The organism is Pseudomonas sp. B26(2017) (genome assembly GCF_002113045.1).
In the GTDB taxonomy this organism is placed as follows: Bacteria; Pseudomonadota; Gammaproteobacteria; order Pseudomonadales; family Pseudomonadaceae; genus Aquipseudomonas.
In genome coordinates, this window is record NZ_NEJJ01000003.1 from 252,763 (window position 1) to 276,757 (window position 23,995).

The 23,995-nt window shown below is 60.4% G+C and carries 23 protein-coding genes; 6 read left to right on the forward strand and 17 right to left on the reverse strand.

The features are described from left to right. Positions 1-6 precede the first annotated feature (6 nt). On the reverse strand, positions 7-198 hold the full coding sequence (locus CAF79_RS06470; protein WP_039766114.1) for a CsbD family protein: 192 nt from the start codon (positions 196-198) through the stop codon (positions 7-9). A gap of 197 nt (positions 199-395) precedes the next feature. On the opposite strand from CAF79_RS06470, the gene CAF79_RS06475 reads away from it, so the two are divergent. Next, positions 396-773, forward strand: coding sequence for a hypothetical protein (locus CAF79_RS06475; RefSeq protein WP_085697132.1), 378 nt, complete (start codon positions 396-398; stop codon positions 771-773). Positions 774-865: 92 nt separating this feature from the next. Here CAF79_RS06475 and fadD1 read toward each other — a convergent pair whose 3' ends face one another. Together fadD1 and fadD2 are read right to left on the reverse strand one after the other, a co-directional pair. Then, positions 866-2,563: a long-chain-fatty-acid--CoA ligase FadD1 gene (fadD1, locus tag CAF79_RS06480; protein WP_085697133.1), complete on the reverse strand. Its 1,698-nt coding sequence runs from the start codon at positions 2,561-2,563 to the stop codon at positions 866-868. A 347-nt stretch (positions 2,564-2,910) separates the two neighbouring features. Then, complete coding sequence (fadD2, locus tag CAF79_RS06485) at positions 2,911-4,599, reverse strand: long-chain-fatty-acid--CoA ligase FadD2 (protein ID WP_085697134.1); 1,689 nt, start codon at positions 4,597-4,599, stop codon at positions 2,911-2,913. A 258-nt stretch (positions 4,600-4,857) separates the two neighbouring features. On the opposite strand from fadD2, the gene CAF79_RS06490 reads away from it, so the two are divergent. Together CAF79_RS06490 and CAF79_RS06495 are read left to right on the forward strand one after the other, a co-directional pair. Then, the gene (locus CAF79_RS06490) at positions 4,858-5,802 is read left to right on the forward strand and encodes an alpha/beta hydrolase (protein WP_085697135.1); all 945 of its coding nucleotides are present in this window, start codon (positions 4,858-4,860) and stop codon (positions 5,800-5,802) included. 42 nt (positions 5,803-5,844) lie between these two features. Further along, complete coding sequence (locus CAF79_RS06495) at positions 5,845-6,315, forward strand: MaoC family dehydratase (protein ID WP_085697136.1); 471 nt, start codon at positions 5,845-5,847, stop codon at positions 6,313-6,315. A 70-nt stretch (positions 6,316-6,385) separates the two neighbouring features. Here the strand turns inward: CAF79_RS06495 and CAF79_RS06500 are convergent, their stop codons facing one another. Then, a complete protein-coding gene (locus CAF79_RS06500; protein ID WP_085697137.1) occupies positions 6,386-6,862 on the reverse strand; it encodes a PA2169 family four-helix-bundle protein in 477 nt (158 codons plus the stop codon). A 205-nt stretch (positions 6,863-7,067) separates the two neighbouring features. Between CAF79_RS06500 and CAF79_RS06505 the strand changes: the two genes are divergently transcribed. Together CAF79_RS06505 and CAF79_RS06510 are read left to right on the forward strand one after the other, a co-directional pair. After that, the gene (locus CAF79_RS06505; RefSeq protein ID WP_003213031.1) at positions 7,068-7,304 is read left to right on the forward strand and encodes a DUF3820 family protein; all 237 of its coding nucleotides are present in this window, start codon (positions 7,068-7,070) and stop codon (positions 7,302-7,304) included. A gap of 30 nt (positions 7,305-7,334) precedes the next feature. Further along, positions 7,335-8,516 (forward strand): aminotransferase class V-fold PLP-dependent enzyme, encoded by a 1,182-nt coding sequence (locus CAF79_RS06510; RefSeq protein ID WP_085697138.1) that lies wholly within the window; start codon positions 7,335-7,337, stop codon positions 8,514-8,516. On the opposite strand, the gene CAF79_RS06515 is transcribed toward CAF79_RS06510, so the two are convergent. From CAF79_RS06515 to zwf, 4 genes are all read right to left on the reverse strand, one after another. Beyond that, positions 8,513-9,229, reverse strand: a complete 717-nt coding sequence (locus tag CAF79_RS06515; RefSeq protein ID WP_085697139.1) for an intradiol ring-cleavage dioxygenase — start codon at positions 9,227-9,229, stop codon at positions 8,513-8,515. The genes CAF79_RS06510 and CAF79_RS06515 overlap by 4 nt on opposite strands. A gap of 202 nt (positions 9,230-9,431) precedes the next feature. Then, positions 9,432-10,097: a bifunctional 4-hydroxy-2-oxoglutarate aldolase/2-dehydro-3-deoxy-phosphogluconate aldolase gene (locus CAF79_RS06520; protein WP_011335602.1), complete on the reverse strand. Its 666-nt coding sequence runs from the start codon at positions 10,095-10,097 to the stop codon at positions 9,432-9,434. A 17-nt stretch (positions 10,098-10,114) separates the two neighbouring features. After that, positions 10,115-10,828, reverse strand: coding sequence for a 6-phosphogluconolactonase (gene pgl / locus CAF79_RS06525; RefSeq protein WP_085697140.1), 714 nt, complete (start codon positions 10,826-10,828; stop codon positions 10,115-10,117). Further along, positions 10,815-12,281: a glucose-6-phosphate dehydrogenase gene (zwf, locus tag CAF79_RS06530; protein WP_085697141.1), complete on the reverse strand. Its 1,467-nt coding sequence runs from the start codon at positions 12,279-12,281 to the stop codon at positions 10,815-10,817. The genes pgl and zwf overlap by 14 nt, the downstream gene beginning before the upstream one ends. Positions 12,282-12,507: 226 nt before the next feature. On the opposite strand from zwf, the gene CAF79_RS06535 reads away from it, so the two are divergent. Then, positions 12,508-13,368, forward strand: coding sequence for a MurR/RpiR family transcriptional regulator (locus tag CAF79_RS06535; RefSeq protein WP_169842436.1), 861 nt, complete (start codon positions 12,508-12,510; stop codon positions 13,366-13,368). A 136-nt stretch (positions 13,369-13,504) separates the two neighbouring features. On the opposite strand, the gene CAF79_RS06540 is transcribed toward CAF79_RS06535, so the two are convergent. From CAF79_RS06540 to CAF79_RS06580, 9 genes are all read right to left on the reverse strand, one after another. Next, on the reverse strand, positions 13,505-14,359 hold the full coding sequence (locus CAF79_RS06540) for a D-hexose-6-phosphate mutarotase (RefSeq protein WP_085697142.1): 855 nt from the start codon (positions 14,357-14,359) through the stop codon (positions 13,505-13,507). 116 nt (positions 14,360-14,475) lie between these two features. After that, positions 14,476-15,822 (reverse strand): carbohydrate porin, encoded by a 1,347-nt coding sequence (locus CAF79_RS06545; RefSeq protein ID WP_085697143.1) that lies wholly within the window; start codon positions 15,820-15,822, stop codon positions 14,476-14,478. 132 nt (positions 15,823-15,954) lie between these two features. Then, positions 15,955-17,115, reverse strand: coding sequence for an ABC transporter ATP-binding protein (locus CAF79_RS06550; protein WP_085697144.1), 1,161 nt, complete (start codon positions 17,113-17,115; stop codon positions 15,955-15,957). 2 nt (positions 17,116-17,117) lie between these two features. Continuing rightward, entirely contained in the window at positions 17,118-17,963 is an 846-nt protein-coding gene (locus CAF79_RS06555; RefSeq protein WP_007951164.1) for a carbohydrate ABC transporter permease, read from the reverse strand. Continuing rightward, positions 17,956-18,864 carry a carbohydrate ABC transporter permease gene (locus CAF79_RS06560; RefSeq protein WP_085697145.1) on the reverse strand — a complete coding sequence of 303 codons (909 nt, stop codon included), beginning with the start codon at positions 18,862-18,864 and terminating at the stop codon, positions 17,956-17,958. Before CAF79_RS06560 ends, CAF79_RS06555 begins: the two co-directional genes overlap by 8 nt. A 93-nt stretch (positions 18,865-18,957) precedes the next feature. Continuing rightward, a complete protein-coding gene (locus CAF79_RS06565; RefSeq protein ID WP_085697146.1) occupies positions 18,958-20,259 on the reverse strand; it encodes an ABC transporter substrate-binding protein in 1,302 nt (433 codons plus the stop codon). 118 nt (positions 20,260-20,377) lie between these two features. Next, positions 20,378-21,637 carry an AGE family epimerase/isomerase gene (locus CAF79_RS06570; protein ID WP_085697147.1) on the reverse strand — a complete coding sequence of 420 codons (1,260 nt, stop codon included), beginning with the start codon at positions 21,635-21,637 and terminating at the stop codon, positions 20,378-20,380. A gap of 104 nt (positions 21,638-21,741) precedes the next feature. Continuing rightward, entirely contained in the window at positions 21,742-23,169 is a 1,428-nt protein-coding gene (locus tag CAF79_RS06575) for an ATP-binding protein (RefSeq protein WP_170929703.1), read from the reverse strand. 31 nt (positions 23,170-23,200) lie between these two features. Next, positions 23,201-23,932, reverse strand: coding sequence for a response regulator (locus CAF79_RS06580; RefSeq protein WP_085697149.1), 732 nt, complete (start codon positions 23,930-23,932; stop codon positions 23,201-23,203). Positions 23,933-23,995 lie beyond the last annotated feature (63 nt).

Below are 23,995 nucleotides of genomic sequence, written 5' to 3' on the forward strand. Positions count from 1 at the left end.
GCTCGATCAAGCCTTGTCGACGCCTTTCTTGACCGCGTCCTTGGCTTTGCCCACCGCTTGCTGGGCCTCGCCTTTCTTCTCTTGCAGTTTGCCTTCGGCTTGCAGCTTGGTGTTGTCGGTGGCTTTGCCGACACCTTGCTTGACGTTGCCGACCGCTTCGTTGGCCATGCCTTTCACTTTATCGCTCGTGCTGCCCATGGTGATTCTCCTTGGAACATTAACGGGGAAAGTCAGTACGTAATGATTGACAGGCCCGGTTTGCGCCAAGTTTCATTTATTTTCACGGCTTCATTTCGTCGCCATGCGCAGGTTGGGCTTTATGTTTGCGAGCGTAGCCCCGAGAATGCCCGGCATAAGGGCGCCAGGCGCCATAGAACCGATCCCGCAGGAATGTTATGAAACTCGATAAAAAGCAGGCCATCGCCCGTCGCAACCAGGAACTGGGCGGTGCCGTGCTCGGCACCAACAACTGCCACTTCGCCGAACTGAACCGCAACCGCAACATCTGGTGGTTCGACTTGCCGGTGTCGCGCCTGGCCATCGGTCAATACGAGTGGATTCACCTGTTGATGCACACCCCGGCCACTGACGAACTGCTGCACCTGAAAGTACCGACCGCGTTCTTGCGTGAAAAGCTCGAAGGCCTGGTCATCCGCAACGAAGGCAAACGCAAGGCAGCCCTGAGCCTGGAACTGAGCGCCGACAAGGACTCGTACCTGCAGGACATGCGCCCGGCAGGCACCAATGTGAACTTCGCGCCGTTCCGCCAGTAAACCTTTTATGCTGACCGACGTGATCGTTCCCCTGCTCTACGTGGGAACGATCATCTACAACAAAAAGCCCCGCATCTGAGGGGCTTTTCGTTTTATGCGGCGCTCTTCGCCTTGATCTTTTTCAGCTCTTCGTCGCGCAGTTCGCGACGCAGGATCTTGCCGACGTTGGTGGTCGGCAGCGCATCGCGGAATTCCACCGAACGCGGCACCTTGTAGCCGGTGACGTTGGCGCGCATGTGCTCCATCACCTGTTCCTTGGTCAGGGTGACGCCCGGTTTGGCGACGATGAAGATCTTGATCGCCTCGCCGGATTTCTCGTCCGGAATGCCGATGGCCGCGCACTGCAACACGCCCGGCAGGGCCGCCAGCACGTCTTCCAGCTCGTTCGGGTACACGTTGAAACCCGAGACCAGGATCATGTCTTTCTTGCGATCGACAATGCGCATGTAGCCGTCCGGCTGGATCAGCGCGATGTCACCGGTCTTCAACCAGCCTTCGCTGTCGAGCATTTCATCGGTGGCTTCCTGACGCTGCCAGTAGCCCTTCATCACTTGCGGGCCCTTGACGCACAGCTCGCCGATTTCGCCCAGCGGCTGCTCGACGCCGGCATCGTCGACGACTTTGCACAGGGTCGACGGCACTGGAATGCCGATGGTGCCGATCTGGATGTTCTGGATCGGGTTGACCGTGGCCACCGGGCTGGTTTCGGTCATGCCGTAACCTTCGCAGATCGGGCAACCGGTGACCGCTTTCCAGCGCTCTGCCGCGGCCAGTTGCAGGGCCATGCCGCCGGACAGGGTGACTTTCAGCGCCGAGAAATCCAGCTTGCGGAAGCCTTCGTTGTTGCACAGGGCCACGAACAACGTGTTGAGGCCGACGAAGCCGCTGAACTTCCACTTCGACAGTTCCTTGACCATCGCCGGCAGGTCGCGCGGGTTGCTGATCAGGATGTTGTGGTTGCCGATCAGCATCATCGCCATGCAATGAAAGGTGAACGCATAGATGTGGTACAGCGGCAGCGGGGTGATCAGGATCTCGCAACCTTCATTGAGGTTGGAGCCCATCAGCGCCTTGCACTGCAGCATGTTGGCGACGAGGTTGCGGTGGGTGAGCATCGCGCCCTTGGCCACGCCGGTGGTGCCGCCGGTGTATTGCAGCACCGCGACGTCGCCGCTGTCAGGATTGGCTTCGGCGACCGGCTGGCCCTGGCCCTTGCTCAGTACGTCATTGAACTTGACGGCTTTGGGCAGGTGATAGGCCGGCACCATTTTCTTCACGTACTTGATGACGCTGTTGATCAGCAGGCGCTTGATCGGCGGCAGCAGATCCGCGACTTCAGTGACGATGACGTGCTTGACGCCGGTTTTCGGCACCACGGCTTCGGCCAGATGCGCCATGTTCGCCAGGCACACCAGCGCCTTGGCACCGGAGTCGTTGAATTGGTGTTCCATTTCCCGCGCGGTGTACAGCGGGTTGGTGTTGACCACGATCAGCCCGGCACGGATCGCACCGAAGACGGCGACCGGGTACTGCAACACGTTGGGCAGTTGCACGGCGATTCGATCACCTGGCTGCAAATCGGTATGCTGTTGCAGATAAGCGGCAAACGCACCGGACAATTCGTACAGTTCACCGTAGGTGATGGTCTTGCCCAGGTTGCTGAACGCCGGTTTGTCGGCGAAGCGTTGGCAGGATTGCTTCAACACTGCCTGAATATTCGGGTACTCGTCTGGATTGATGTCGGCAGCAATTCCAGCGGGGTACTTATCCTTCCAAAAGTCTTCGATCATGGAAGCCCACTCCTCAGCAACGCGAATTCAGCACCGCATTTGATGCGATTATTATTGGTGTTTGTTTATTGGTGAGTCTGGCTTTTTACAAGGCCGAGAAGTCACAAAGCGCGCCGAGAGTAGCAGCTTTGCCAAGGGTCGACTAGAGCCAAAAGCGGCCCCTACAGTCATTTTCATGACTCAAGAACTACTGGCAGTCATTTTAGAGCAAAAATCCTATAACCCCTTGAAAGTCCCTGTTTTCGGGGACAACGTCGGGAATACAAAGCAAAAGATCGCAGCCTGCAGCAGCTTGAGGAAGCCGCCAGAGGCTGCGATCTTTCAGTTTCAACGGTGCGCGTCATCGATCAGGCGATATCGCGCAACTCCCGCCGCAGAATTTTCCCGACAGGCGTCATCGGCAACGACTCACGCAGCACGATGTGTTTCGGCACCTTGTACGCCGTGAAATTCTCTTTGCAGTAAGCCTTCAGCTCTTCCAGGCTCACGCCGGTTTCCCGCGCCACCACGAACAGCTTCACCGCCTCCCCGGAGCGTTCGTCCGGTACGCCGATCACTGCGCAGTTGGCGACTTTCGGGTGAGCCATCACCACGTCTTCGATCTCGTTCGGGTACACGTTGAAACCGGAGACGATGATCATGTCTTTCTTGCGGTCGACGATGCGCACGAACCCGTCCGGATCGATCACCGCGATGTCGCCGGACTTGAACCAGCCCTCCGCGTCCAGCACCTCGGCGGTAGCCTCGGGTTTCTGCCAGTAGCCCTTCATGATCTGCGGGCCCTTGATGCAGAGTTCGCCGCGTTCGCCCAAAGGCTGTTCGACGCCGTCGTCATTGATGACTTTCAACCGGGTGCCCGGCACTGGCAGGCCGACCGTGCCGATCCGAGACAGCTCGCCGTACGGGTTGGTACAGGCTACCGGCGAGGTTTCGGTCAGGCCGTAGCCTTCGGTGATGCGGCAACCGGTGATCTTCTCCCAACGTTCGGCGGTGGCCTTGACCAGCGCGGTGCCGCCGGAGTTAGTGAGCTTGAGAGTGGAGAAATCCAGGGTCTTGAAGTCCGGATGATCCATCAACGCAACGAACAGTGTGTTGAGCCCCAGCAGCGCCGAGAACTTCCAGTTCTTCAGCTCCTTGATAAAGCCGCCGATGTCACGCGGGTTGGTGATCAGTACGTTGTGGTTGCCCGACACCATCATGCACATGCAATTCGCGGTGAACGCATAGATGTGGTACAGCGGCAGCGGCGCGATCATCACCTCCTGCCCTTCGCGCAACAGCGGCTGGCCGTCGCTGCCGAACTGACCGAGACAGGCGCGCACCTGCTGCATGTTCGCCACCAGATTGCCGTGGGTCAGCATCGCGCCCTTGGCCAGACCGGTGGTGCCGCCGGTGTATTGCAGCACGGCGATGTCATCCAGACCGACCTTCAGCGGCTTGATGCCCAGGCCCCGGCCCATGCGCAACGCGCTCTTGAAGGAAATCGCCTGGGGCAGCGAATACGCCGGGACCATTTTCTTCACTTTGCTGACCACGGTGTTGACCAGCCAGCCCTTGGCGGTAGGCATCAGGTCGCCCATCTTCGCTTCGATCAGATATTGAATGTCGGTGTCCGGCAGCACTTCCTGGACTTTCTGGCCGAACATGTTCAGGTACACCAGCGCCCGGGCGCCGGAGTCCTTGAACTGATGACGCATCTCGCGCGCGGTGTACAGCGGGTTGGTGTTGACCACGATCAGCCCGGCGCGCAACGCGCCGAACACGGCAATCGGATAATGCAGGACGTTGGGCATCTGCACCGCGATGCGATCCCCCGGTGCCAGATCGGTGTGGGTTTGCAGATAACCGGCGAACGCGGCGCTCTGGCGCTCCAGCTCGGCGTAGGTCAGGGTCACGCCCATGTTGCTGAACGCCGGGCGATCAGCGAATTTCTTGCAGGAACGCTCGAACACCTCGATCACCGACTTGAATTCACCCGCGTCGATGTCCAGGGGTACGCCCGCCGGGCGTTTGTCATTCCAGAAATCAGGTTGCATTGTTCTTGTCCTCTTTACCTGAGCCGATCCGGGGCCGCTTCGCTGTCATTTTTGTCTGTCCCTGAAAAAGCCGAGAGCAAAAAGCGGAGCTTCACGGACACTAGCAGCTATGGTCAATCAGGCAAATATGGGCAAGGTCGTCATTGATCGTGTGAATCTTCCTGCCGTGGCGAGAGCTGATCGGACGCGCTATACAATGCAACCTCTGCAAGACGCATCAGCAACATTCAGCAATATCAGGCCGCAAAAGGAATCGCCATGATCCACGACACCTTCTGGCTGGACGCGAGTGACCGCAGCCGCCTCTACGTCAACCTGTGGCTGCCGAACACGCCGCTGAAGGCGCTGATTCTGCTGGCCCACGGCATGGCGGAACACAGTGGCCGCTACGCACGCCTGGCAGAGGCCTTCTGTGCCGAGGGCTACGGTGTGTATGCGCCCGATCAGCGTGGCCATGGCAAAACCGCCGATCATGGGACGCTGGGGCATTTCGCCGATGATGATGGCTGGTGCAAAGTGGTTGGCGATATCGCCAGCCTCAACCAGTTCCTCGGCCAGCGTCATCCGGGGGTGCCGATCGTGCTGCTCGGGCACAGCATGGGCAGCTACATTGCCCAAGCGTATCTGCTGCATCACAGCGCCAGCCTGCACGGCGCGATTCTCAGCGGATCGAATTTCCAGCCGGTCGCGCTGTACCGCGCGGCCCGACAGATCGCCCGGTTCGAAAAACTGCGCCAGGGCCCCAAGGGCCGCAGCGCGTTGATCGAATGGCTTTCGTTCGGCTCGTTCAACAAGGCATTCAAACCGGCACGCACGCCTTTCGACTGGCTCAGCCGCGATCCGGCCGAGGTCGACAAGTACGCCACCGATCCGCTGTGCGGCTTTCGTTGCACCAATCAGTTGTGGATCGACCTGCTCGGCGGGTTGCAGCAAATCAGCAAAGCGTCCAATCTCGCCCAGATCGATCCGGGCCTCCCGCTGCTGGTAATCGGCGGCGAATGTGATCCGGTGAGCGAAGGCAAGCGTCTGACTGATCTGGCCAACGCCTTGCGCGCGGCCGGCAGCCAGAACCTGCAACTCAAGATCTACCCGCAGGCGCGGCACGAATTGTTCAACGAGAGCAACCGCGAGGAAGTGACCGCCGATGTGCTGACCTGGATCGACCAGGCCCTGAGCCATCGCCGGCCGCACCGCAGCGAATAATTTTTTGTGGATTCATTTCATCCGTCACAGGAATTCAGCCCCATGACCCAGGTTACCAATATCCCTTACGAAGCCCTCGAAGTGGGCCAGACCGCGACCTACAGCAAGACCGTCGAGGAACGCGACATTCAGCTGTTCGCCGCGATGTCCGGTGACCACAACCCGGTGCACCTGGACGCCGAGTTCGCCGCCGCCAGCATGTTCAAGGAGCGCATCGCCCATGGCATGTTCAGCGGCGCGCTGATCAGTGCCGCAGTCGCTTGCGAGCTGCCTGGGCCGGGGACCATTTATATCGGCCAGCAGATGAGCTTCCAGAAGCCGGTGAAGATCGGCGACACCCTGACCGTGCGTCTGGAAATCCTCGAGAAACTGCCGAAATTCCGCGTGCGCATTGCCACTCGCGTGTTCAACCAGCGCGATGAGCTGGTGGTGGACGGCGAGGCCGAAATTCTGGCGCCGCGCAAACAACAGACCGTTACCCTGCCGACGTTGCCGGCTATCAGCATCGGCTGATCATCCTCGGTTTGATCCGGACACAAAAAAAACGCCAGACCCGCTGGCGTTTTTTGTTGGCCTCGAACGCTTACGAGCGTGCGCGGGCCTGGTCACGCAACACTTTCACCTGATCGTGATTGCGTTGCACACCGTGGTACTGCTTTTCGACCAGGTCAAAAATTTTTGTCAGGCCGTGATCTTTAATCTTGGTAAGCTTATCGATCGCTTCACGATAAGCCTTCAGGGCGTGGTCTTCACCGCGCTCGGCTTCGTTGAGCACCGCTTCTTCATCCTTGCCGGTGAACATCGCTTTGACGTCGACCCAACGACGGTGCAAGTCACCGCTCACGCTGGTCGAGGTTTCCGGATCGCCACCCATCGAACGCACCGCAGCTTGCAGCTCGGCCGCAGCCGTTGCGCAATCGGCGGAGCGTTTCACGAACAGCGTTTTCAGCTCTGGATTCTTGATGTCTTCAGCGCAGGTCTTGAACCCTTCCTGACCGTCCTTGCTGGTTTCGATCAGGTCGTTGAGGACGGAGATGGCTTCTTTATTCATGTCAGTCATTTTTCAATTCCTTGCGTGGGTTAAAGATGCAAGGAGTGTTGCAGCAGCCGTGCCAGATTCTATTAAAGAATTTAATCGTTATTTTTCAATAAGTTATAGATACAGCAAAAATCTGTATGCCTGTTATTTGCATGATCTGTCATTTGGCCTGCATGCAGAATGCCTGTATTTTCCAAAGTGTTTTCAAAGCCAGACGACTCCAACGATGAACCCTGAAAAGCTCGAACTGCTGATCACCCGCGAAATGCCCTTCGGCAAGTACAAGGGCCGGATCATTGCCGACCTGCCGGGCCCCTACCTGAACTGGTTTGCCCGGGAAGGATTTCCCCATGGCGAACTGGGCGGGCTGTTGGCGTTGATGCAGGAAATCGACCACAACGGCCTGTCGGAACTGCTCGAACCGCTGCGCGCCAAACACGGCAAACCCGCCCCGCGCCACTGAGGCGTCACCCTGATCCGAGTCGAGTCGACCATGCCCGATAACACCCGCCGCGCCCGAGACGAAGCTTTCTGGCAAACCTTCGCCGACCGTTACGACCGCCACCCTGGCCCCGTGAATCTGGAGAACGGCTATTTCGGGCGCATGTCGCGCACCGTGGTCGAGGAGTACCAGCGCAACATCGAGCTGATCAACAACAGCAACTCGATCTACGTGCGCCAGCGTTTCGAACAGCACGACAGTTTCGAGATCCGCGCGCAACTGGCCGAGTTGATCGGCGTGCGCGCGCAAAGCGTGGCGTTCACCCACAACGCCACTGCCGGCCTGCAATCGCTGATCCGCAACTACAATCGCCTGCAGCCAGGCGACCAGGTGTTGATCTGCGATCTGGAGTACGACACGGTCAAGGGCGCCATGCGCTGGCTGGCGCAGTATCGCGGAGTCGAGGTGATCGAAATCGAGCACGCCCACCCCGCCACCTTCGACAGCCTGCTGGCCACGTACCGCGAAGCCTTTATCCGCCATCCAAAGCTCAAGCTGATGGCCCTGACCCACGTCACCCACCGTACCGGGCTGGTGATGCCGGTGCAGGCCATTGCCTCGCTGGCCAAAGAGTACGGCGTCGATATCATCCTCGATGGCGCCCATGCCCTTGGCCAGATCGAGTTCAATCTTGAAGCGCTGGGCATCGCCTTTGCCGGGTACAACCTGCACAAGTGGATCGGCTCGCCGCTGACCCTCGGTTTTATCTACATCGCACCGCAGCGCCTGGCCGACATCGACCCGGACATGGGCGAGATGCATTTTCCGGCTGGCGATATCCGCTCACGCACGCCCCACAGCACGCCGAACATTCCGGCACTGATGACCCTGCCTCTGGTGTTCGAGGAGCACCGCTCACTGGGTGGCGCGGCGGCCAAAGGTGCACGGATGAATTACCTGCGCAACCTGTGGGTCAGCGCCGTGCGCAACCTGCCAGGCATCGAAGTCACGACCCCGGACGATCCGCGCCTGTATTGCGGCATCACCTCGATGCGTTTTACTCGCCATACCGACCAGCAGGCGATGGTCGAACGCCTGCTCAACGACTACAACCTGTTCACTGTCGTGCGCAACGGCGCAGCCTGCGGACCGTGCATCCGTATCACGCCGTCGCTGACCACGACGGCGGCGGAGATTCAGTCGCTGATTCTGGCGCTGAATGAGCTGCGTTAAACCGTGTACTTGTCGAAATCCTCGGGCTTGATCTGCGACGACACCGCAAAGGTGTCGATGCCGATCGTGAGGTGGCCGAAGTAACCGTCCTCGTGTGACTCGCGACCGATCGGCCACACCGTCAGGGTCGACTCTTCACCGCCCATGTTGGCGAAGTAGGGATCGTCTGCGTTGCACACCGGCAGCGAGCTGCGCCCGCGATAGGCCTTGGCATTGAGCACGCCACGGGAAACCACCTCCGGAAAATACAACTGCCCGACCCAGGCCACATTGCGCTCCTCCAGGTATTCGGTGCCGGCGACGATGCGCACCGCCACATGAATATGCAGGGCACGGCCGGCGTAGAACCCCGGATAGATCGTGGTGAAGCGCACCCTGCCCTTGTGGTCGCTGAACTGGCCGCCGCGCAGATAGGTGTCGTCGTCGGTTCGCGGAATCGAGCCGATGTCCTCGACGTCGACTTCCAGATCCGGGTTCACCCGACTCCAGCCGGAATAGGCGCCGCGTGCGTTGCAATGCCAGATATCCACCAGCGCACCACTGACCGGCTCGGCAGTCATGGCGTCGACGATGGTCAGGCGCAGCAGCAGCGGCAGGCCTTCGGCACCTTCGCTGATGTTGCGGCGCAACAGTTTGGGATTGCGAAAATACGGCCCGGCGACTTGCTCGGGGGCCAGTTGATATACCGGGGGTGCTGAAAGCTGGTTATCCATGACGCGCTCTCTCTTCCATAAGATGAACGCAGGTTAACGCCACACGCGAAGCCAGGTGCGGTAACTATGTATCTCCAGATAACGTATCCCCAGATAACGTATCTCCAGATAACGAAGTTTTTCGCGGGCAAAAAAAAACGGTGCACCGACCAAGCGCACCGTAAAGCCGTAGAACACACAACGAAGTGTAGGGTTGAACCAATCAGTCCAGCAGCGCCAACGCCTCGGCAGTGCATTCCTGAATGCGGGCCCAGTCGCCGTTCTTGATCCACTCAGGATCAAGCATCCAGCTACCGCCCACGCACATGACGTTTTTCAGCGCCATGTAGCTCTTGATGTTGGCAGGGCCGACGCCGCCGGTCGGGCAGAATTTCACTTCGCCGAACGGGCCGCCAAGGGCCTTGATTGCCGCCACGCCGCCGCTGACTTCAGCCGGGAACAGCTTGAAGCGGCGATAACCCAGGCCATAGCCTTCCATGATGCCGGAGGCATTGCTGATGCCCGGCAGCAGCGGGATCGGGCTTTCGACGCTGGCTTCCAGCAGATCACGAGTGATCCCCGGGGTGACGATGAATTGCGAACCGGCGGCTTCGGCCGCAGCCAGCATGTTACGGTCGAGCACGGTGCCGGCACCGGTCACCAGTTCCGGGCGCTGCTCGCGCAGGATCTGGATCGCCTTGAGGCCGAACTGCGAACGCAGGGTCACTTCCAGCGCGGTCAGACCACCGGCAGCCAGGGCGTCGGCCAGCGGCAGCACGTCCTGTTCACGGGCGATGGTGATCACCGGCAGAATCCGCGCCTTGGCGCAGAGGCTGTCGATCAGGGCAACTTTGTCCGCCATGGAAACGGTCGGGGATGGGGTTGTCATAGCGGCTGTTCCTTGGCTCATGGGCACCAGTAAATCTCTAACGTAGGTTGCAGAAACGCGCGAACCGGCATGGCGGCGACGTCGTTGGATGCCACTGCGGCATTCAGGGTGGTCAGTTTCGACTGACCGGAAATCGACAGAATCTTGTGCTTCGCGGAGGCCAGCAGTGCGCGGCTCATGGTCAGGCGCTGACGCGGCACGCTTGGCGCGAGCATCGGCCAGCAGCGGCGAGTGCCGTCAGCTTGCAGGGCTTCAGCCAGGTTCGGGCTGTCCGGGAACAGCGACGCGGTGTGACCGTCATCGCCCATGCCCAGCACCAGCACGTCGATGGGCGGCAACTCGGCGAGCAAACGATCGGCCTGCTCCGCAGCCTGCTCGACGTTGGCCGCCGCGCTGTAAAGGCTGAGGAACTGCGCCTTTGCCGCCGGGCCCTTGAGCAGATACTGCTTGAGCAGACCGGCGTTGCTGTCGGCATGTTCGACCGGTACCCAGCGTTCGTCGGCGAGGGTCACGACGACCTTCGACCAGTCCAGTTCCTGCTTGGCCAGGTGCTGGAAAAACGCCATCGGGCTACGACCGCCGGACACCACCAGCACAGCGTTGCCGCGCGCTGCCAGTGCTTCGCTCAACTGTTTGGCGACGTTCAGCGCCAAACCTTCGGCGAGCAACACCGGGCTCTTGAATTCACGGGCATTCACGCCCTCGGGCAGTTTCACATCAGATATCGCCATACCACGACCTCCCGTCCCGCGTGATCAATGCAATGGAGCTCATCGGCCCCCATGACCCGGCCGCATACGGCTTGGGCGCGTCACCGGATTTTTTCCACCCGGCGATCAGCTGGTCACACCATTTCCACGCGGCTTCAATTTCATCTTTACGGACAAACAGGTTCTGATTGCCGTTCATCACTTCCAGCAACAACCGCTCGTAGGCATCGGGGATCCGAGCGCTGCGCCAGGTGTCGGAAAAATTCAGTTGCAGCGGGCCGCTGCGCAGTTGCATGCCCTTGTCCAGGCCTTGCTCCTTGGTCATCACGCGCAAGGAAATGCCTTCGTCCGGTTGCAGGCGGATGATCAGTTTGTTGCTGATCTGCAGGCGCTGCTCGGGGGCAAAGATATAGTGCGACGGTTCCTTGAAGTGGATGACGATCTGCGACAGTTTCTGCGGCATGCGCTTGCCGGTACGCAGGTAGAACGGCACGCCGGCCCAGCGCCAGTTGCGGATGTCGGCACGCAGGGCAACGAAGGTTTCAGTGTCGCTCTGGGCGTTGGAATTCGGTTCTTCGAGGTAGCCCGGCACGGACTTGCCCTCGCTGTGCCCGGCGATGTACTGGCCGCGCACCACTTGGGTGGTCAGGCCTTCCGGACTGATCGGCGCCAGGGCCTTGAGCACCTTGACCTTTTCGTCGCGGATGCTGTCGGCGGACAGGTCGGCCGGCGGATCCATGGCGATCAGGCAGAGCAGTTGCAGCAGGTGGTTCTGAATCATGTCCCGCAGCTGACCGGCCTTGTCGAAGTAGCCCCAGCGGCCTTCGATACCGACCTTCTCGGCCACGGTGATTTCCACGTGGGAGATGTAGTTCTGGTTCCACTGAGTTTCGAACAGGCTGTTGGCGAAACGCAGGGCGATCAGGTTCTGGACGGTCTCTTTGCCCAGGTAATGGTCGATGCGGTAGGTGCGGTTCTCCGGGAAGAATTGCGCCACGGCGTCGTTGACCTTGCGCGAGGATTCCAGGTCCGAACCGATCGGTTTTTCCAGTACCACGCGGGTGTTTTCTGCCAGACCGACATTCGCGAGGTTCTCGCAGATCGCGCCATACACCGCCGCCGGAGTGGCGAAGTAGGCAATCATGCGTTGTGTGTTGCCGGCCAATTCTGCCAGCGCCACGTAATCTTCAGCCTTGAGGAAGTCGACGTGCAGGTAGGTCAGGCGCGCCAGAAAGCGCTCGGCCACGGCCTCGTCCAGCTCTTTGCCCACATAACGGCGCAGCTCGGCGGCGATGAACGCCAGGTGCTGCTGCTCGGTACCCGCCTCACGGGCCAGTGCGATAATGCGCGTGTCCTCGTGCAGCAGGCCGGCGCCGTCAAGGTGATAAAGGGCAGGAAACAGCTTGCGCAGGGCCAGATCGCCCAAGGCGCCGAACAAGGCGAAGGTGCACGGTTCAACCGTAATCGAAGGCATGATGTTTGTTCTTTTATCAAGTTAAGCTACAAATACCTTTTTTCAAGGCATCACTCAAGGGAAAATGTAGTAATAACCACAACATTTTCGCAAAATACAGATTCCGAGTGGTGGTCGGTCGGAGCCATCAGTAGGATAGGCCACCGTCACGGGCCACATCAAAGGCCCAATTTGCATAGCCGCGCGCTTATCGGCGCCGGTGAATCTAGGAATTCTTATGGACCGCGTGCGAAATTTACTGGAACAGATCCAGAGTCGCCTTGAAGAGCTGAACAAGGCCGAACGCAAAGTCGCCGAAGTGATCCTGCTCAACCCACAGCAGGCCACCCGCTTCAGCATCGCCGCCCTCGCCCAGGCAGCGTCGGTCAGTGAACCGACGGTCAACCGTTTCTGCCGTTCGTTCGGCGTCAGCGGCTACCCCGAACTCAAGTTGCAACTGGCCCAGAGCCTGGCCAGCGGCGCGGCCTATGTCAGCCGCGCAGTAGAAGCCGACGACAATCCCGAGGCCTACACGCAGAAGATTTTCGGCAGCGCCATCGCCTCGCTGGACAGCGCCTGTCAGGCATTGGACCCGAACCTGATCAGCCGCGCCGTCGACCTGTTGATCCAGGCCCGGCAGATCCACTTCTTCGGCCTCGGAGCTTCGGCTCCGGTGGCTTTGGATGCGCAGCACAAGTTCTTCCGCTTCAACCTGGCGGTGACCGCCCACGCCGATGTGCTGATGCAACGCATGATTGCTTCGGTGGCGCACACCGGCGAGCTGTTCGTGATCATCTCCTACACCGGGCGCACCCGCGAGCTGGTGGAAGTGGCGCGCATCGCCCGGGAGAACGGCGCGTCGGTGCTGGGCCTGACGGCAGAAAACTCGCCGCTGGCCAAGGCCAGTACGCTGAGCCTGAACATTCCGTTGCCGGAAGACACCGACATCTATATGCCGATGACTTCGCGGATCATTCAGTTGACGGTGCTGGATGTGCTGGCGACGGGAATGACGTTGCGTCGCGGGGTGGATTTCCAGCCGCATCTGCGCAAGATCAAAGAGAGCCTGAACGCGAGCCGGTATCCGGTTGGCGATGAGTTCAACTAGTTCGCGCTGATCGCCCCCACGCTCTGCGTGGGAATGCCTCAAGGGACGCTCTGCGTCCAGTAACGCGGAGCGTCACGGGCTGCATTCCCACGCGGAGCGTGGGAACGATCAGCGCTCTGCGTCGGAACGATCATCGCTAGGCGCCAGCCCAAGCCTGCAAACTCAAATGCGCCTTCTCCCCCGGCGCCAGATGCAGGCTGTCGGTGCCCCCCGCCGCCGCTTCAACACAGACAAATTCCGAGATCTCGTCCCAGCTCACGCCCAGCAACGGCCGTGCTCCCGGATGCCACACCACGGTGTCCGCGCTGTCACCGGTATCGATGCACAATTCGCGTTGCCAGGCGTGATCCTTGAGCTGCAATTCGCCGTCGTGCTGGAACACTCGCTGACAGCCACCATCGACCCGTAACTCGCCCTCCTGCTGGCAGACCTCACGGTTCAACTGATCATAACCCTGCGCGCCTTCGAGCCCAGACAGCGCTATCTCACTCACATCGCCAATACGCCAGTAAGCGTGCAAAGCCTGGCTCAACTGGCACGGCATGTCGTCCTGATGCTCGGTGCTCAGGCGCAATTCCATGCGTTCGCCCAGGTGCGCGTGCAGGTCCACCTGCCAGTCGCACAGTTGCAATTGCCAGTGCAGGCGCACGCCGTCATCGGCGCTGCTGCTGTCGAGCAGTTTCCAGTCCAGCAGTCGCGCCCAGCCATGGGACGGCCACGCGTTTTCGCTCGGGTGACGGCCATACCACGGCCAGCACACCGGCACGCCGCCGCGAATCGCGCCGACATGCGGCCACTTCGCCGCGCACCACAACCACGGTTTCTGACCTCGCGGCTGAAAATGCAGCAGTTGCGCGCCCTGACGACTGAACACCGCCTGACACAGTGGATGATCGATCACCAGCACATCGCGCATCTGATAGCGCTCCCAGGCGAACACCGGTCGTTCGCGCAGGGATTTGAAGAAGCGTTGCAGCGGATGCTCATGCATGGGCCACGGTTCCAGATTCAACTTTCATGGGCTGCGACACCCCTTTCCAAAAAAAAGCGGACAGCCTTGGCCGTCCGCAAATATGCGCACATAGAGAGGAGCTTATCGCAGACGCGTCAGAACGTAGACTGAATTTTCAGGCCAGCGACCAAAGCGTTATCCACTTCATCCACACCGCCCGGATGAGTGATGTATTGCAGGTTCGGGCGTACGGTCAGCCAGTTGGTCACGTGGAAGCCGTAGTTGATCTCGTAGTTGTATTCGGTTTCACGAATCGGCGAGAACACCGGATTGTCGTAGTCCGAAACACCGTTGGAGACGTTCAGCAGTTCAGCGTTCTTCTTCACGTCATCGTTGACATGAATACGTGCCGCACCAATACCGAAGTCATCCTTCGGACGCGCGTCGAACGGACCTTTGTACACAAACATCACGGACTGGTAGTTGTCGATGAAGTTGGTGTCCTTGTCGTGGAACGTGGCGTTGGCAGCGATGCTCAGGCCACGGCTCTTGTCACCGTTGTGGCTGGTGAGTTGCTGTTGCGCAACGAACCAGTAACCGTGCTTGCTGCTGTGGGTGCGATAGGCATCACCGGTGGTCGCCGCGTCGAAACCGTTGACGTCTTCGCGAACGTCGTCGGCATCGGCCGTGCTCTTGTAGTAACCGACACGGTATTCGCCCGGCAGGCCGCTCGGGTTAGGCGACCAGACCAGTTCCACTGGCAACACGGTGCCTTTGGTGCCGCTGCCGCTCAGCTTGAAGCCGTTGCCGTGTTCCAGTTGCGACGGGTTCTGGTTGTACGCACCGATCTGCGCATACAGCTCGTCGTTGATGTTGTACTTGACGCGAATGGCCGCCTGGCTGACCGGCCAGTTGTACCAGATGTTGGTCGCCCAGTTGCCCACTTGCGAACCGCAGAACGCCAGGTTCTGGAAGTCGCACGGGAAGGTGTTGAAGTCTTCGCCTTCGCCGAAGTAACCGGCCTTGACGTCGAGTTTGTTGTCGAAGAATTGGTGTTTGATCCACAACTGGGTCAGACGCACCATGTGGCCACGACCGTAGACTTCCTGCGAGGAGCTGAGTGTGCCGGCACGCGGATCGCCAACACGGTCGTTGGAAATGTTTTCGCCATTACGGTTGGTCAGCTGGATCTTGGCCTGGGTGTTGTCCCAGCCCCACAGTTTTTGCAGGTCCAACGCCACGCCCAGACCGAACTGGTCGGAGTAACGCGCCGTCTTGTCGTTGTTGTAGCCGCCGTGCAGGTTGCCGCCCACCTCACCGACGTAGTCCATCTTGATGTCGATACCCTGCTCGATCAGCTTGGTACGTTCGCCACCCCAGTCCCCGGTCATCCACTCCGAATCGGAGCTGAACGCGTCAGCCGCGTGGACGCTACCGGCCAGCATCATTGCCGCAATCGCCGACAACTGGCCGATACGCTGAGCGTTGTTGTTCTTCTTCATCCCTACATCCTCGTTTTATTGTTATTAACTGTTCTTCTTATCTAACGCGGTTTACATCTGATGCGGCGCGCGACAGGCCACGCACCGCGTGCTCCCTGCGGAAACGGGCGAGCCCGCTCCCGCATTTGTTGATCAGCGCCCCTTGAACTGGGCCACGTTTGCGCTGTGCGACTCGGTTTTCGGCAGGCCCGCAACCCCAAGGCGCTCACCGGACTTGGCGTCGAACAGCAGCACTTTCGACGGATCGAATTGCAACGTCAGGGTTTCGCCCACCTGCGGCGCCACGTCCGGCGCCAGACGGCAGCAGACCTTGGTGTCGTTGAGGTTGACGAACACCAGGGTGTCCGGACCGGTCGGCTCGGTAACCTGCACTTCAGCCTTGATGTTCGGCAGGCCATTGCCCTCGCCGTTCGCCAGAGCGATCTGCTCCGGACGCAGGCCGAGGATCACTTCGCGATCTTCGAGACCGGCGTCCTGCATCGCCATCGGCAACTCGCAACGGGCCTGGCCGCTGTCGAGCAGCGCCACCAGACGGCCGTCCTTGCGTTGCAGGCGCAGCGGAATGAAGTTCATCGGCGGCGAACCGATGAAGCTCGCCACGAACAGGTTGGCCGGGTCGTTGTAGATCTCCTTCGGCGTACCGAACTGCTGGATGATCCCGTCCTTCATCACCGCCACTTTGTCGCCCAGGGTCATTGCTTCGATCTGGTCGTGGGTCACGTAGACCGTGGTGGTTTTCAGACGCTGATGCATCAGTTTCATTTCGGTGCGCATCTCGACGCGCAGCTTGGCGTCGAGGTTGGACAGCGGCTCGTCGAACAGATAAATCTTCGGGCGACGCGCCAGGGCGCGGCCCATCGCCACGCGCTGTTGCTGACCGCCCGAGAGCTGGCCCGGCTTGCGATTGAGCAGGTGCTCAATCTGCAACAGCTTGGCCACGCGGGCGACTTCTTCGTCGATGGCCGATTGAGGCATCTTGCGAATCTTCAGACCGAATTCGATGTTCTCGCGCACGCTCATGGTCGGGTACAGCGCGTAGGACTGGAACACCATCGCGATGTCGCGATCTTTCGGGCTCATGCCGCTGACGTCCTGGTCACCGATCATGATCGCGCCGCCGGTGATGGTTTCCAGGCCGGCGATGCAGTTCATCAGGGTCGACTTGCCGCAGCCCGAAGGCCCGACGAGGATCAGGAATTCACCGTCCTTGATCGACAGTTCGATGTTCTTCAGTGTGTCCGGCAGGCCGGTACCGTAGGTCTTGTTTACATTGCGAAGTTCAAGCGTAGCCATGATTACCCCTTGACTGCGCCGGCCGTCAGCCCGCGCACGAAATACTTGCCTGCGACCACATAGACCAGCAGGGTCGGCAGCCCGGCGATCATCGCCGCCGCCATATCCACGTTGTATTCCTTGGCCCCGGTGCTGGTGTTGACCAGGTTGTTCAGCGCCACCGTGATCGGTTGCGAATCACCGCTGGAGAACACCACGCCGAACAGGAAGTCGTTCCAGATCTGGGTGAACTGCCAGATCAGACAGACCATGATGATCGGGGTGGACATCGGCAGGATGATCTGGCGGAAGATCGTGAAGAACCCCGCGCCATCGAGACGCGCCGCCTTGATCAGCGCATCCGGAATGCTCACGTAGTAGTTACGGAAAAACAGCGTGGTGAACGCCAGGCCGTAGACCACATGGATGAACACAAGGCCCGTGGTAGTGCTTGCCAGGCCCATCTTGCCGAGGGTGAACGACGCCGGCAGCAGCACGGTCTGGAACGGCAGGAAGCAGCCGAACAACAGCAGACCGAAGAACAGCTGCGAACCTCGGAAGCGCCAGAACGACAGTACATAACCGTTCAATGCACCGATGGCGGTGGAGATGATCACGGCCGGAACGGTGATCTTGATCGAGTTCCAGAAGTAGCCGTCAACGGTGGCCCAGGCTTTCACCCAGCCGATGCCGCTGACCACGGTCGGCCAGCTCAGCAGGTTGCCGGTGGAGATGTCTTCCGGGGTCTTGAAGCTGGTCAGCAGCATGACCACCAGCGGTACCAGATACAGCAGGACCGCGAGGATCAGCACCGCGTAGATCGCGATGCGACTCAGGCTGATGGCCGGTTTGGAGGCGAGACTAGTCATGACGCTTGGTCCTCAGCTCGGAGTACAGGTAAGGCACGATGATCGCGAGGATCGCGCCGAGCATCAGGATTGCACTGGCCGAGCCCATGCCCATCTGTCCACGGCTGAAGGTGAACGAGTACATGAACATCGCCGGCAGATCGGAGGAATAACCCGGGCCGCCGGCCGTCATGGCCGCCACCAGGTCGAAGCTCTTGATCGCGATGTGCGCCAGGATCATCACTGCACTGAAGAACACCGGACGCAGGCTTGGCAGCACCACTTTCCAGTAGATGCGCGGCATGCTCGCGCCGTCGATCTGGGCGGCACGAATGATCGACTGATCAACGCCACGCAGACCGGCGAGGAACATCGCCATGATGAAGCCCGAAGCTTGCCAGACCGCCGCAATCACCAGGCAATACACCACGCGATCCGGGTCGATCAGCCAGTCGAGACGGAAGCCTTCCCAGCCCCAGTCCCGCAGCAATTTGTCCAGGCCCATGCCCGGGTTGAGCAGCCATTTCCACGCAGTACCGGTGACGATCATCGAGAGCGCCATCGGGTATAGGTAAATGGTGCGGATAAAGCCTTCGCGGCGGATTTTCTGGTCGAGAAAAATCGCCAGTGTCACGCCGATCACCAGGGTGATGCCGATGAACATGCCGCCGAACACGGCCAGGTTCTTGCTCGCCACCCACCAGCGGTCGTTGTCGAACAGCCGCGCGTATTGCGCCAGGCCTGCCCACTTGTAGTTCGGCAGGAAGGTCGACGTGGTGAACGACAGGACAAACGTCCAGAGGATATAGCCATAGAAGCCCACCAGAACGATGAACATGCTCGGCGCCAGCACCAGTTTCGGTAGCCAGCGCTGCAATGCGTCGAACGGCGAGGCCTTGCTGAACACAGCAACAGAACTCATGGGAAGATCCAGTAAAGAAAATGAAGGACCGCTGCAAGCTGCAGGCTTGAGGCCGATGCGCGACCTCAAGCTTGCAGCTGCTCTACGCTGACGTTACTTGGCAGCCTTGATGGCGGTGCCGAGTTTTTTGGCAGCGTCGGCCGGGTCGGCTTTCGGGTCGTTGATGTAGTTGGTCACGACATCAAAGAACGCACCCTGCACCGCCAGCGTGGTCGCCATGTTGTGCGCCATGCTCGGCTGCAGGCCGCCATTCTTGGAATCTGCCAGGAAGTCCTTGGCAGCGGTCTGGGCGCACGAGTCAAACCCGTACTTGCCCATGTCGGCGAGCATGTCGTTACGCACCGGGATCGAGCCCTTGTTGATGCTGAAGACTTTCTGGAAGTTTTCACCCAGCACGACTTTGGCGATGTCCTGCTGACCGGCCGCGGTGCCCGCGTCCTTCTGCTTGAACACGGCCAGCGAGTCGATGTTGTAGGTGAACGCCTTGTCGGTGCCCGGGAAAGCTACGCACTCGTAGTCCTTGCCGGCGACTTTCTTGGCGGCGGTCCATTCGGACTTGGCCCAGTCACCCATGATCTGCATGCCGGCCTTGCCGTTGATGACCTTGGCCGCTTCCAGGTTCCAGTCCTGACCTTTGCCGTCGACGTCCATGTAGGTCGCGACTTTCTTCAGCTCGGTCAGAGCCTTGACCATTTCCGGGCCGGTCAGGGCAGCGTTGTCCAGGTCGACCAGGGCTTTCTTGTAACCATCAACGCCCATCACCGACAGCACGACCGCTTCGAACACGGTGCTGTCCTGCCATGGCTGACCACCGTGAGCCAGCGGGATGAAGCCCGCCGCTTTCAGCTTGTCGCCGGCGGCGTAGAACTCTTCGAGGGTGGTCGGGGCTTTTTCGATACCGGCTTTCTTGAAGACTTCCGGGTTGATCCACAGCCAGTTCACCCGGTGAATGTTCACCGGCACGGCCACGTAATCACCTTCGTACTTCACGGTGTCGGAGACTTTCTTGTCGAGCAGGCTGTCCCACTTCTCGGACTTGGAAACGTCCTTCAGCACGTCAGTGTCGAGCAGACCGGTCGACGCCCATTCCTGGATGTCCGGGCCTTTGATCTGGGCAACGCCCGGCGGGTTGCCGGCTACCGCGCGGCTTTTCAGCACGGTCATGGCAGTCGCACCGCCACCGCCGGCGACAGCGCCGTCTTTCCAGGTGAAGCCGTCTTTCTCGACTTGAGCCTTGAGCACATCGACGGCGGCTTTTTCGCCACCGGACGTCCACCAATGCACGACTTCCACCGAACCTTTGGATTCGGCAGCGGAAACACTCAGGGGCAGCACAGCGAGCGGGAACAGGGAGGCGACAGAAATGACAGTAGCGAGGCGAGAAATCGCATTCATCTGAGATGTACCTTTCTTGTTGTTATGCATGCAAGTCTGGTGCTTGCGCTGCACACGAGTTTAAACAGAGCGTTTCCCCTCGCAGGTAACGAAGGGACGCGCGAATGTCACCACATGGTTACACAGGAACGTTTCGTGAAAGCTGTGCCAGAGCACTGGCCATGCTTGGCGCCAGCGGCAGACGCGGGATCAGCACGGCCTGCCAGGCGTGGTACAGGTCCGGCTTGCCCGCCCAGATATCGGCACTTGGACGGTTTTGCGGATCGAGTTCGTGATGCCAGCTGCCGTCGCAGCGGTCGATGAAATTCGCTTCGCAGAATTCCCAGAACAGGCGGTACCAGGTTTCGTACTGCGCATCGCCGGTGCGTTTGAGCAAGGCACTGGCGGCAGCGCTGGCCTCGGCGTGAGTCCAGTGCAGGCGATGGCGCACCACCGCTTTGTTGTTCCAGTCGAGGGTGTAAACGATGCCCGGCGCACCGTCGACGTCCCAGCCATGGCGGCAGTTTTGCTCGAACAGTTTTTGCGCGTCGGTGGCCAGCCAGCCGGGGGTCAGCATGCCAGCCTGGACCCGCGCCGCTTCAAGGTGCAGCAACAGCCGCGCCCACTCGAAACCGTGGCCCGGCGTGGTGCCGTAGGGACGGAAACCGTCGGCGGGATTGTCCTGGTTGTATTCGCGCAGTGGCTGCCAGTCGCGGTCGAAATGCTCGATCACCAGGTAATCGTTGGCAGCGGCGTGACCGTGAATCACCCGTTCGACGATGCGCTGCGCACGCACCAGCCAGCGCGGATCTTCTGTTGCATCGGCCAGCGCCAGGAAGGCTTCAGTGGCGTGCATGTTGCTGTTGGCGCCGCGATAGGCTTCCTCTTCGCGCCAGTCGCGATTGAAGAACTCGCGCATGGCGCCCTCTTCTTCGCTCCAGAAATAGGTGTCGATGATGTCGATGGCGTCATCCAGCAACGCTTGGGCGCCGGGGCGTTGCGCGACCACGGCGGAGCTGGCCGCCAAGGCGACGAAAGCATGCAGATAAGCGTTCTTGCCGGTGTTGCCGTCACGATGTTCAGCGACGGCGAACCAGCCGCCGTGCAGCGCATCGCGCAACGGACCGCGCAGGGCCGCAATGCCGTGATCGACCAGCTCGGCAAAGCCCGGCAGGCCCTGAATATGGGCCATGGCGAAGCTATGGGTCATGCGCGCGGTGTTCATGGTTTCGGCTTGCGCGCCGGCCTGGAGCTGGCCGCGCTCATCAAGATTGCCAAACCCTTCGGGCAGCCGTGAAGCCTTGGCAAATGCCAGCAGACGCAGGCCTTCGTCGGCAAGCCATTGCTGGTGGGCAGGGGCGTTCAGCCAACTGCTGAAGTCCGGATTGAAGTGATCCATGGGTGGCCTTTTTTGTTGTTATGACTGCGGGGAGTCTAAACAACGGGCCTGGGTTGGCTTGTAACGAAGGGGGCAGGTTTTGTCACCGTTCGGTGACATTCAGGTCAATCCGCCGAACGCGGCAATTGCAGGGTCACCCGCAATCCGCCCTCACGCAGATTCTGCAACGTCACTTCACCGCCATGGCTATGAGCAATGTTGCGGGCGATCCCCAACCCGAGCCCATACCCCTGCTGCTGCCCCGCCAACCGGAAGTGCGGCTCGAACACCTGCTCCAGCCGCTGCTCCGGCACGCCAGGCCCTTCGTCATCGACGTGCAGCACGAAGGCGCTTTCGTCGTCATCGATATGCAAATGCGCGTTCTGTCCGTACTTCAACGCATTGTCGATCAGGTTGCCGATGCAGCGCTTGAGCGCCAACGGCTTGCCCGGATAAGCCGCCAGCGCCCGTCCCTGCTGGGTCACACGACCGTTGCCGTTGGGCGCCAGATACGGCTCCACCAGACAGTCGAGTACATGGTTCAGATCCACCGGTTCGATGTTTTCGTGAATGTCGGTGTCTTTGACGCATTGCAGCGCGCCTTTGACCAGCAGCTCCAGCTCGTCCAGGTCACGGCCAAACTTGGTTTGCAGTTGTTCGTCTTCGAGCAGTTCGACCCGCAGACGCAGGCGGGTGATCGGGGTACGAAGGTCATGGGAAATCGCGCTGAACAACTGACTGCGCTCGGTCAGGTAACGGCTGATCCGCTCGCGCATGGTGTTGAACGCGCGGCCCACTTCCACCACTTCACTGCCACCGCCCTCGGCCACCGGCTCGACGTCGGCGCCCAGCGACAAGTCCCGCGCCGCCCGCGCCAGACGCTTGAGCGGCCGACTCTGCCAGTGCACCAGCAGGCCGATAAACAACAACAGGAAACCGCTGGTGAAGACGATGAACCACACCTGCTGGGTCGGCAGGCCTTGCTCTTCAAGACTGGTGTAGGGCTCGGGCAGCAGCGAGGCGATGTACAGCCATTCACCGGGCGCCAACTGAATCTGGGTGACCAGCACCGGCGGATTCACCGGTTCCAGCGTCAAGGCGTAATGCGCCCACGAACGTGGCAACTCATCGAGCTTCAATCCGGCGTTGAAAATCCGCAGATCATCGGGGCTGACGAAGGTCACCAGAATGTCGGTGTCCTGGCCCAGCGACTGACGCAGCACCTCATCCACCGCTTTGAGCACCGCCGCCTTGCGCGGCGTCACCGGCAGCACTTCCATGCCCAGCGGTTTGTCATTCAGCGTCACGACAAAACGCGTGCCGCCCATGCTGCGCAACTGATCGAGAACCAGCGGCCGATAGGCCACCGGCAAGGAACGGAAATAACTGACGCTGGCGGTCATCGAATGGGCGAGGCTGCGGGCGCTGGTGACCAGGCCTTCGAGCTGGGTCGCGCGCAACTGGGACACCCAGATCACGCTGGACAGGGTCTGGGCGAACAACACCGCGAGCAACGTCAGCAGCAACATCCGCCCAAGCAGCGAACGCGGCATCGGCACTTTGCGCGCGGTGGTGCGCAGGAACTCAGTGACCATTGCCGGCAACCACATTGGCTGCCAGCTGGTAGCCGCTGCCACGCACGGTGCGGATCAGCCGTGGCGGCTTTTCGGTGTCGCGCAGACGCTGGCGCAAACGGCTGACGGCCATGTCGACGATGCGGTCGAGGGGCATCAGGTCGCGGCCACGGGTGGCGTTGCCGATGGTGTCGCGGTCGAGGATTTCCTGAGGGTGGTCGAGGAACAGTTTCAGCAGAGCGAAGTCGGCGCCGGACAGAATCACTTCCTCGCCGTCGGTGTGAAACAGTCGATGGCTGACCATATCCAGCCGCCACTCATCGAACGCCAGCACTTCACTGCCGCCGCGCTCCTGACCGAACTGAGCGCGCCGCAGCAGGGCCTTGATCCGGGCTTGCAGTTCGCGGGGGCTGAAAGGTTTGCCGAGGTAATCGTCGGCGCCGAGTTCCAGGCCAATGACCCGGTCGGCTTCGTCGGAACTGGCGGTGAGCATGATGATCGGCACCTGAGCCTGACGCGGATGCTGGCGCACCCAGCGGCACAGGCTGAAGCCGTCTTCATCGGGCAGCATCACATCGAGGATCACCAGATCGCTCGGCGCTTCGTTCAGCGCCTGACGAAAACCGGCGCCATCCGCCGTGGCCCGTACCTGAAAACCCGCGCGGGTCAGGTAGGTTTCCAGCAACTCGCGTATCTCCTGGTCGTCATCGACCAACAAAATCGACTTGTTGACTGAGCTCACTTCGAAGGCATCCTTGTTGTTGGAATTGGGCGGATTATGCCTGATGTGTAGACCGATCGTTCC

Bases quoted from the DNA above. Each gene is read 5' to 3' on its own strand.
- CAF79_RS06470 (WP_039766114.1), bottom strand. From the start codon at position 198: ATGGGCAGCACGAGCGATAAAGTGAAAGGCATGGCCAACGAAGCGGTC.
- CAF79_RS06475 (WP_085697132.1), top strand. From the start codon at position 396: ATGAAACTCGATAAAAAGCAGGCCATCGCCCGTCGCAACCAGGAACTG.
- fadD1 (WP_085697133.1), bottom strand. From the start codon at position 2,563: ATGATCGAAGACTTTTGGAAGGATAAGTACCCCGCTGGAATTGCTGCC.
- fadD2 (WP_085697134.1), bottom strand. From the start codon at position 4,599: ATGCAACCTGATTTCTGGAATGACAAACGCCCGGCGGGCGTACCCCTG.
- CAF79_RS06490 (WP_085697135.1), top strand. From the start codon at position 4,858: ATGATCCACGACACCTTCTGGCTGGACGCGAGTGACCGCAGCCGCCTC.
- CAF79_RS06495 (WP_085697136.1), top strand. From the start codon at position 5,845: ATGACCCAGGTTACCAATATCCCTTACGAAGCCCTCGAAGTGGGCCAG.
- CAF79_RS06500 (WP_085697137.1), bottom strand. From the start codon at position 6,862: ATGACTGACATGAATAAAGAAGCCATCTCCGTCCTCAACGACCTGATC.
- CAF79_RS06505 (WP_003213031.1), top strand. From the start codon at position 7,068: ATGAACCCTGAAAAGCTCGAACTGCTGATCACCCGCGAAATGCCCTTC.
- CAF79_RS06510 (WP_085697138.1), top strand. From the start codon at position 7,335: ATGCCCGATAACACCCGCCGCGCCCGAGACGAAGCTTTCTGGCAAACC.
- CAF79_RS06515 (WP_085697139.1), bottom strand. From the start codon at position 9,229: ATGGATAACCAGCTTTCAGCACCCCCGGTATATCAACTGGCCCCCGAG.
- CAF79_RS06520 (WP_011335602.1), bottom strand. From the start codon at position 10,097: ATGACAACCCCATCCCCGACCGTTTCCATGGCGGACAAAGTTGCCCTG.
- pgl (WP_085697140.1), bottom strand. From the start codon at position 10,828: ATGGCGATATCTGATGTGAAACTGCCCGAGGGCGTGAATGCCCGTGAA.
- zwf (WP_085697141.1), bottom strand. From the start codon at position 12,281: ATGCCTTCGATTACGGTTGAACCGTGCACCTTCGCCTTGTTCGGCGCC.
- CAF79_RS06540 (WP_085697142.1), bottom strand. From the start codon at position 14,359: ATGCATGAGCATCCGCTGCAACGCTTCTTCAAATCCCTGCGCGAACGA.
- CAF79_RS06545 (WP_085697143.1), bottom strand. From the start codon at position 15,822: ATGAAGAAGAACAACAACGCTCAGCGTATCGGCCAGTTGTCGGCGATT.
- CAF79_RS06550 (WP_085697144.1), bottom strand. From the start codon at position 17,115: ATGGCTACGCTTGAACTTCGCAATGTAAACAAGACCTACGGTACCGGC.
- CAF79_RS06555 (WP_007951164.1), bottom strand. From the start codon at position 17,963: ATGACTAGTCTCGCCTCCAAACCGGCCATCAGCCTGAGTCGCATCGCG.
- CAF79_RS06560 (WP_085697145.1), bottom strand. From the start codon at position 18,864: ATGAGTTCTGTTGCTGTGTTCAGCAAGGCCTCGCCGTTCGACGCATTG.
- CAF79_RS06565 (WP_085697146.1), bottom strand. From the start codon at position 20,259: ATGAATGCGATTTCTCGCCTCGCTACTGTCATTTCTGTCGCCTCCCTG.
- CAF79_RS06570 (WP_085697147.1), bottom strand. From the start codon at position 21,637: ATGGATCACTTCAATCCGGACTTCAGCAGTTGGCTGAACGCCCCTGCC.
- CAF79_RS06575 (WP_170929703.1), bottom strand. From the start codon at position 23,169: ATGCCGCGTTCGCTGCTTGGGCGGATGTTGCTGCTGACGTTGCTCGCG.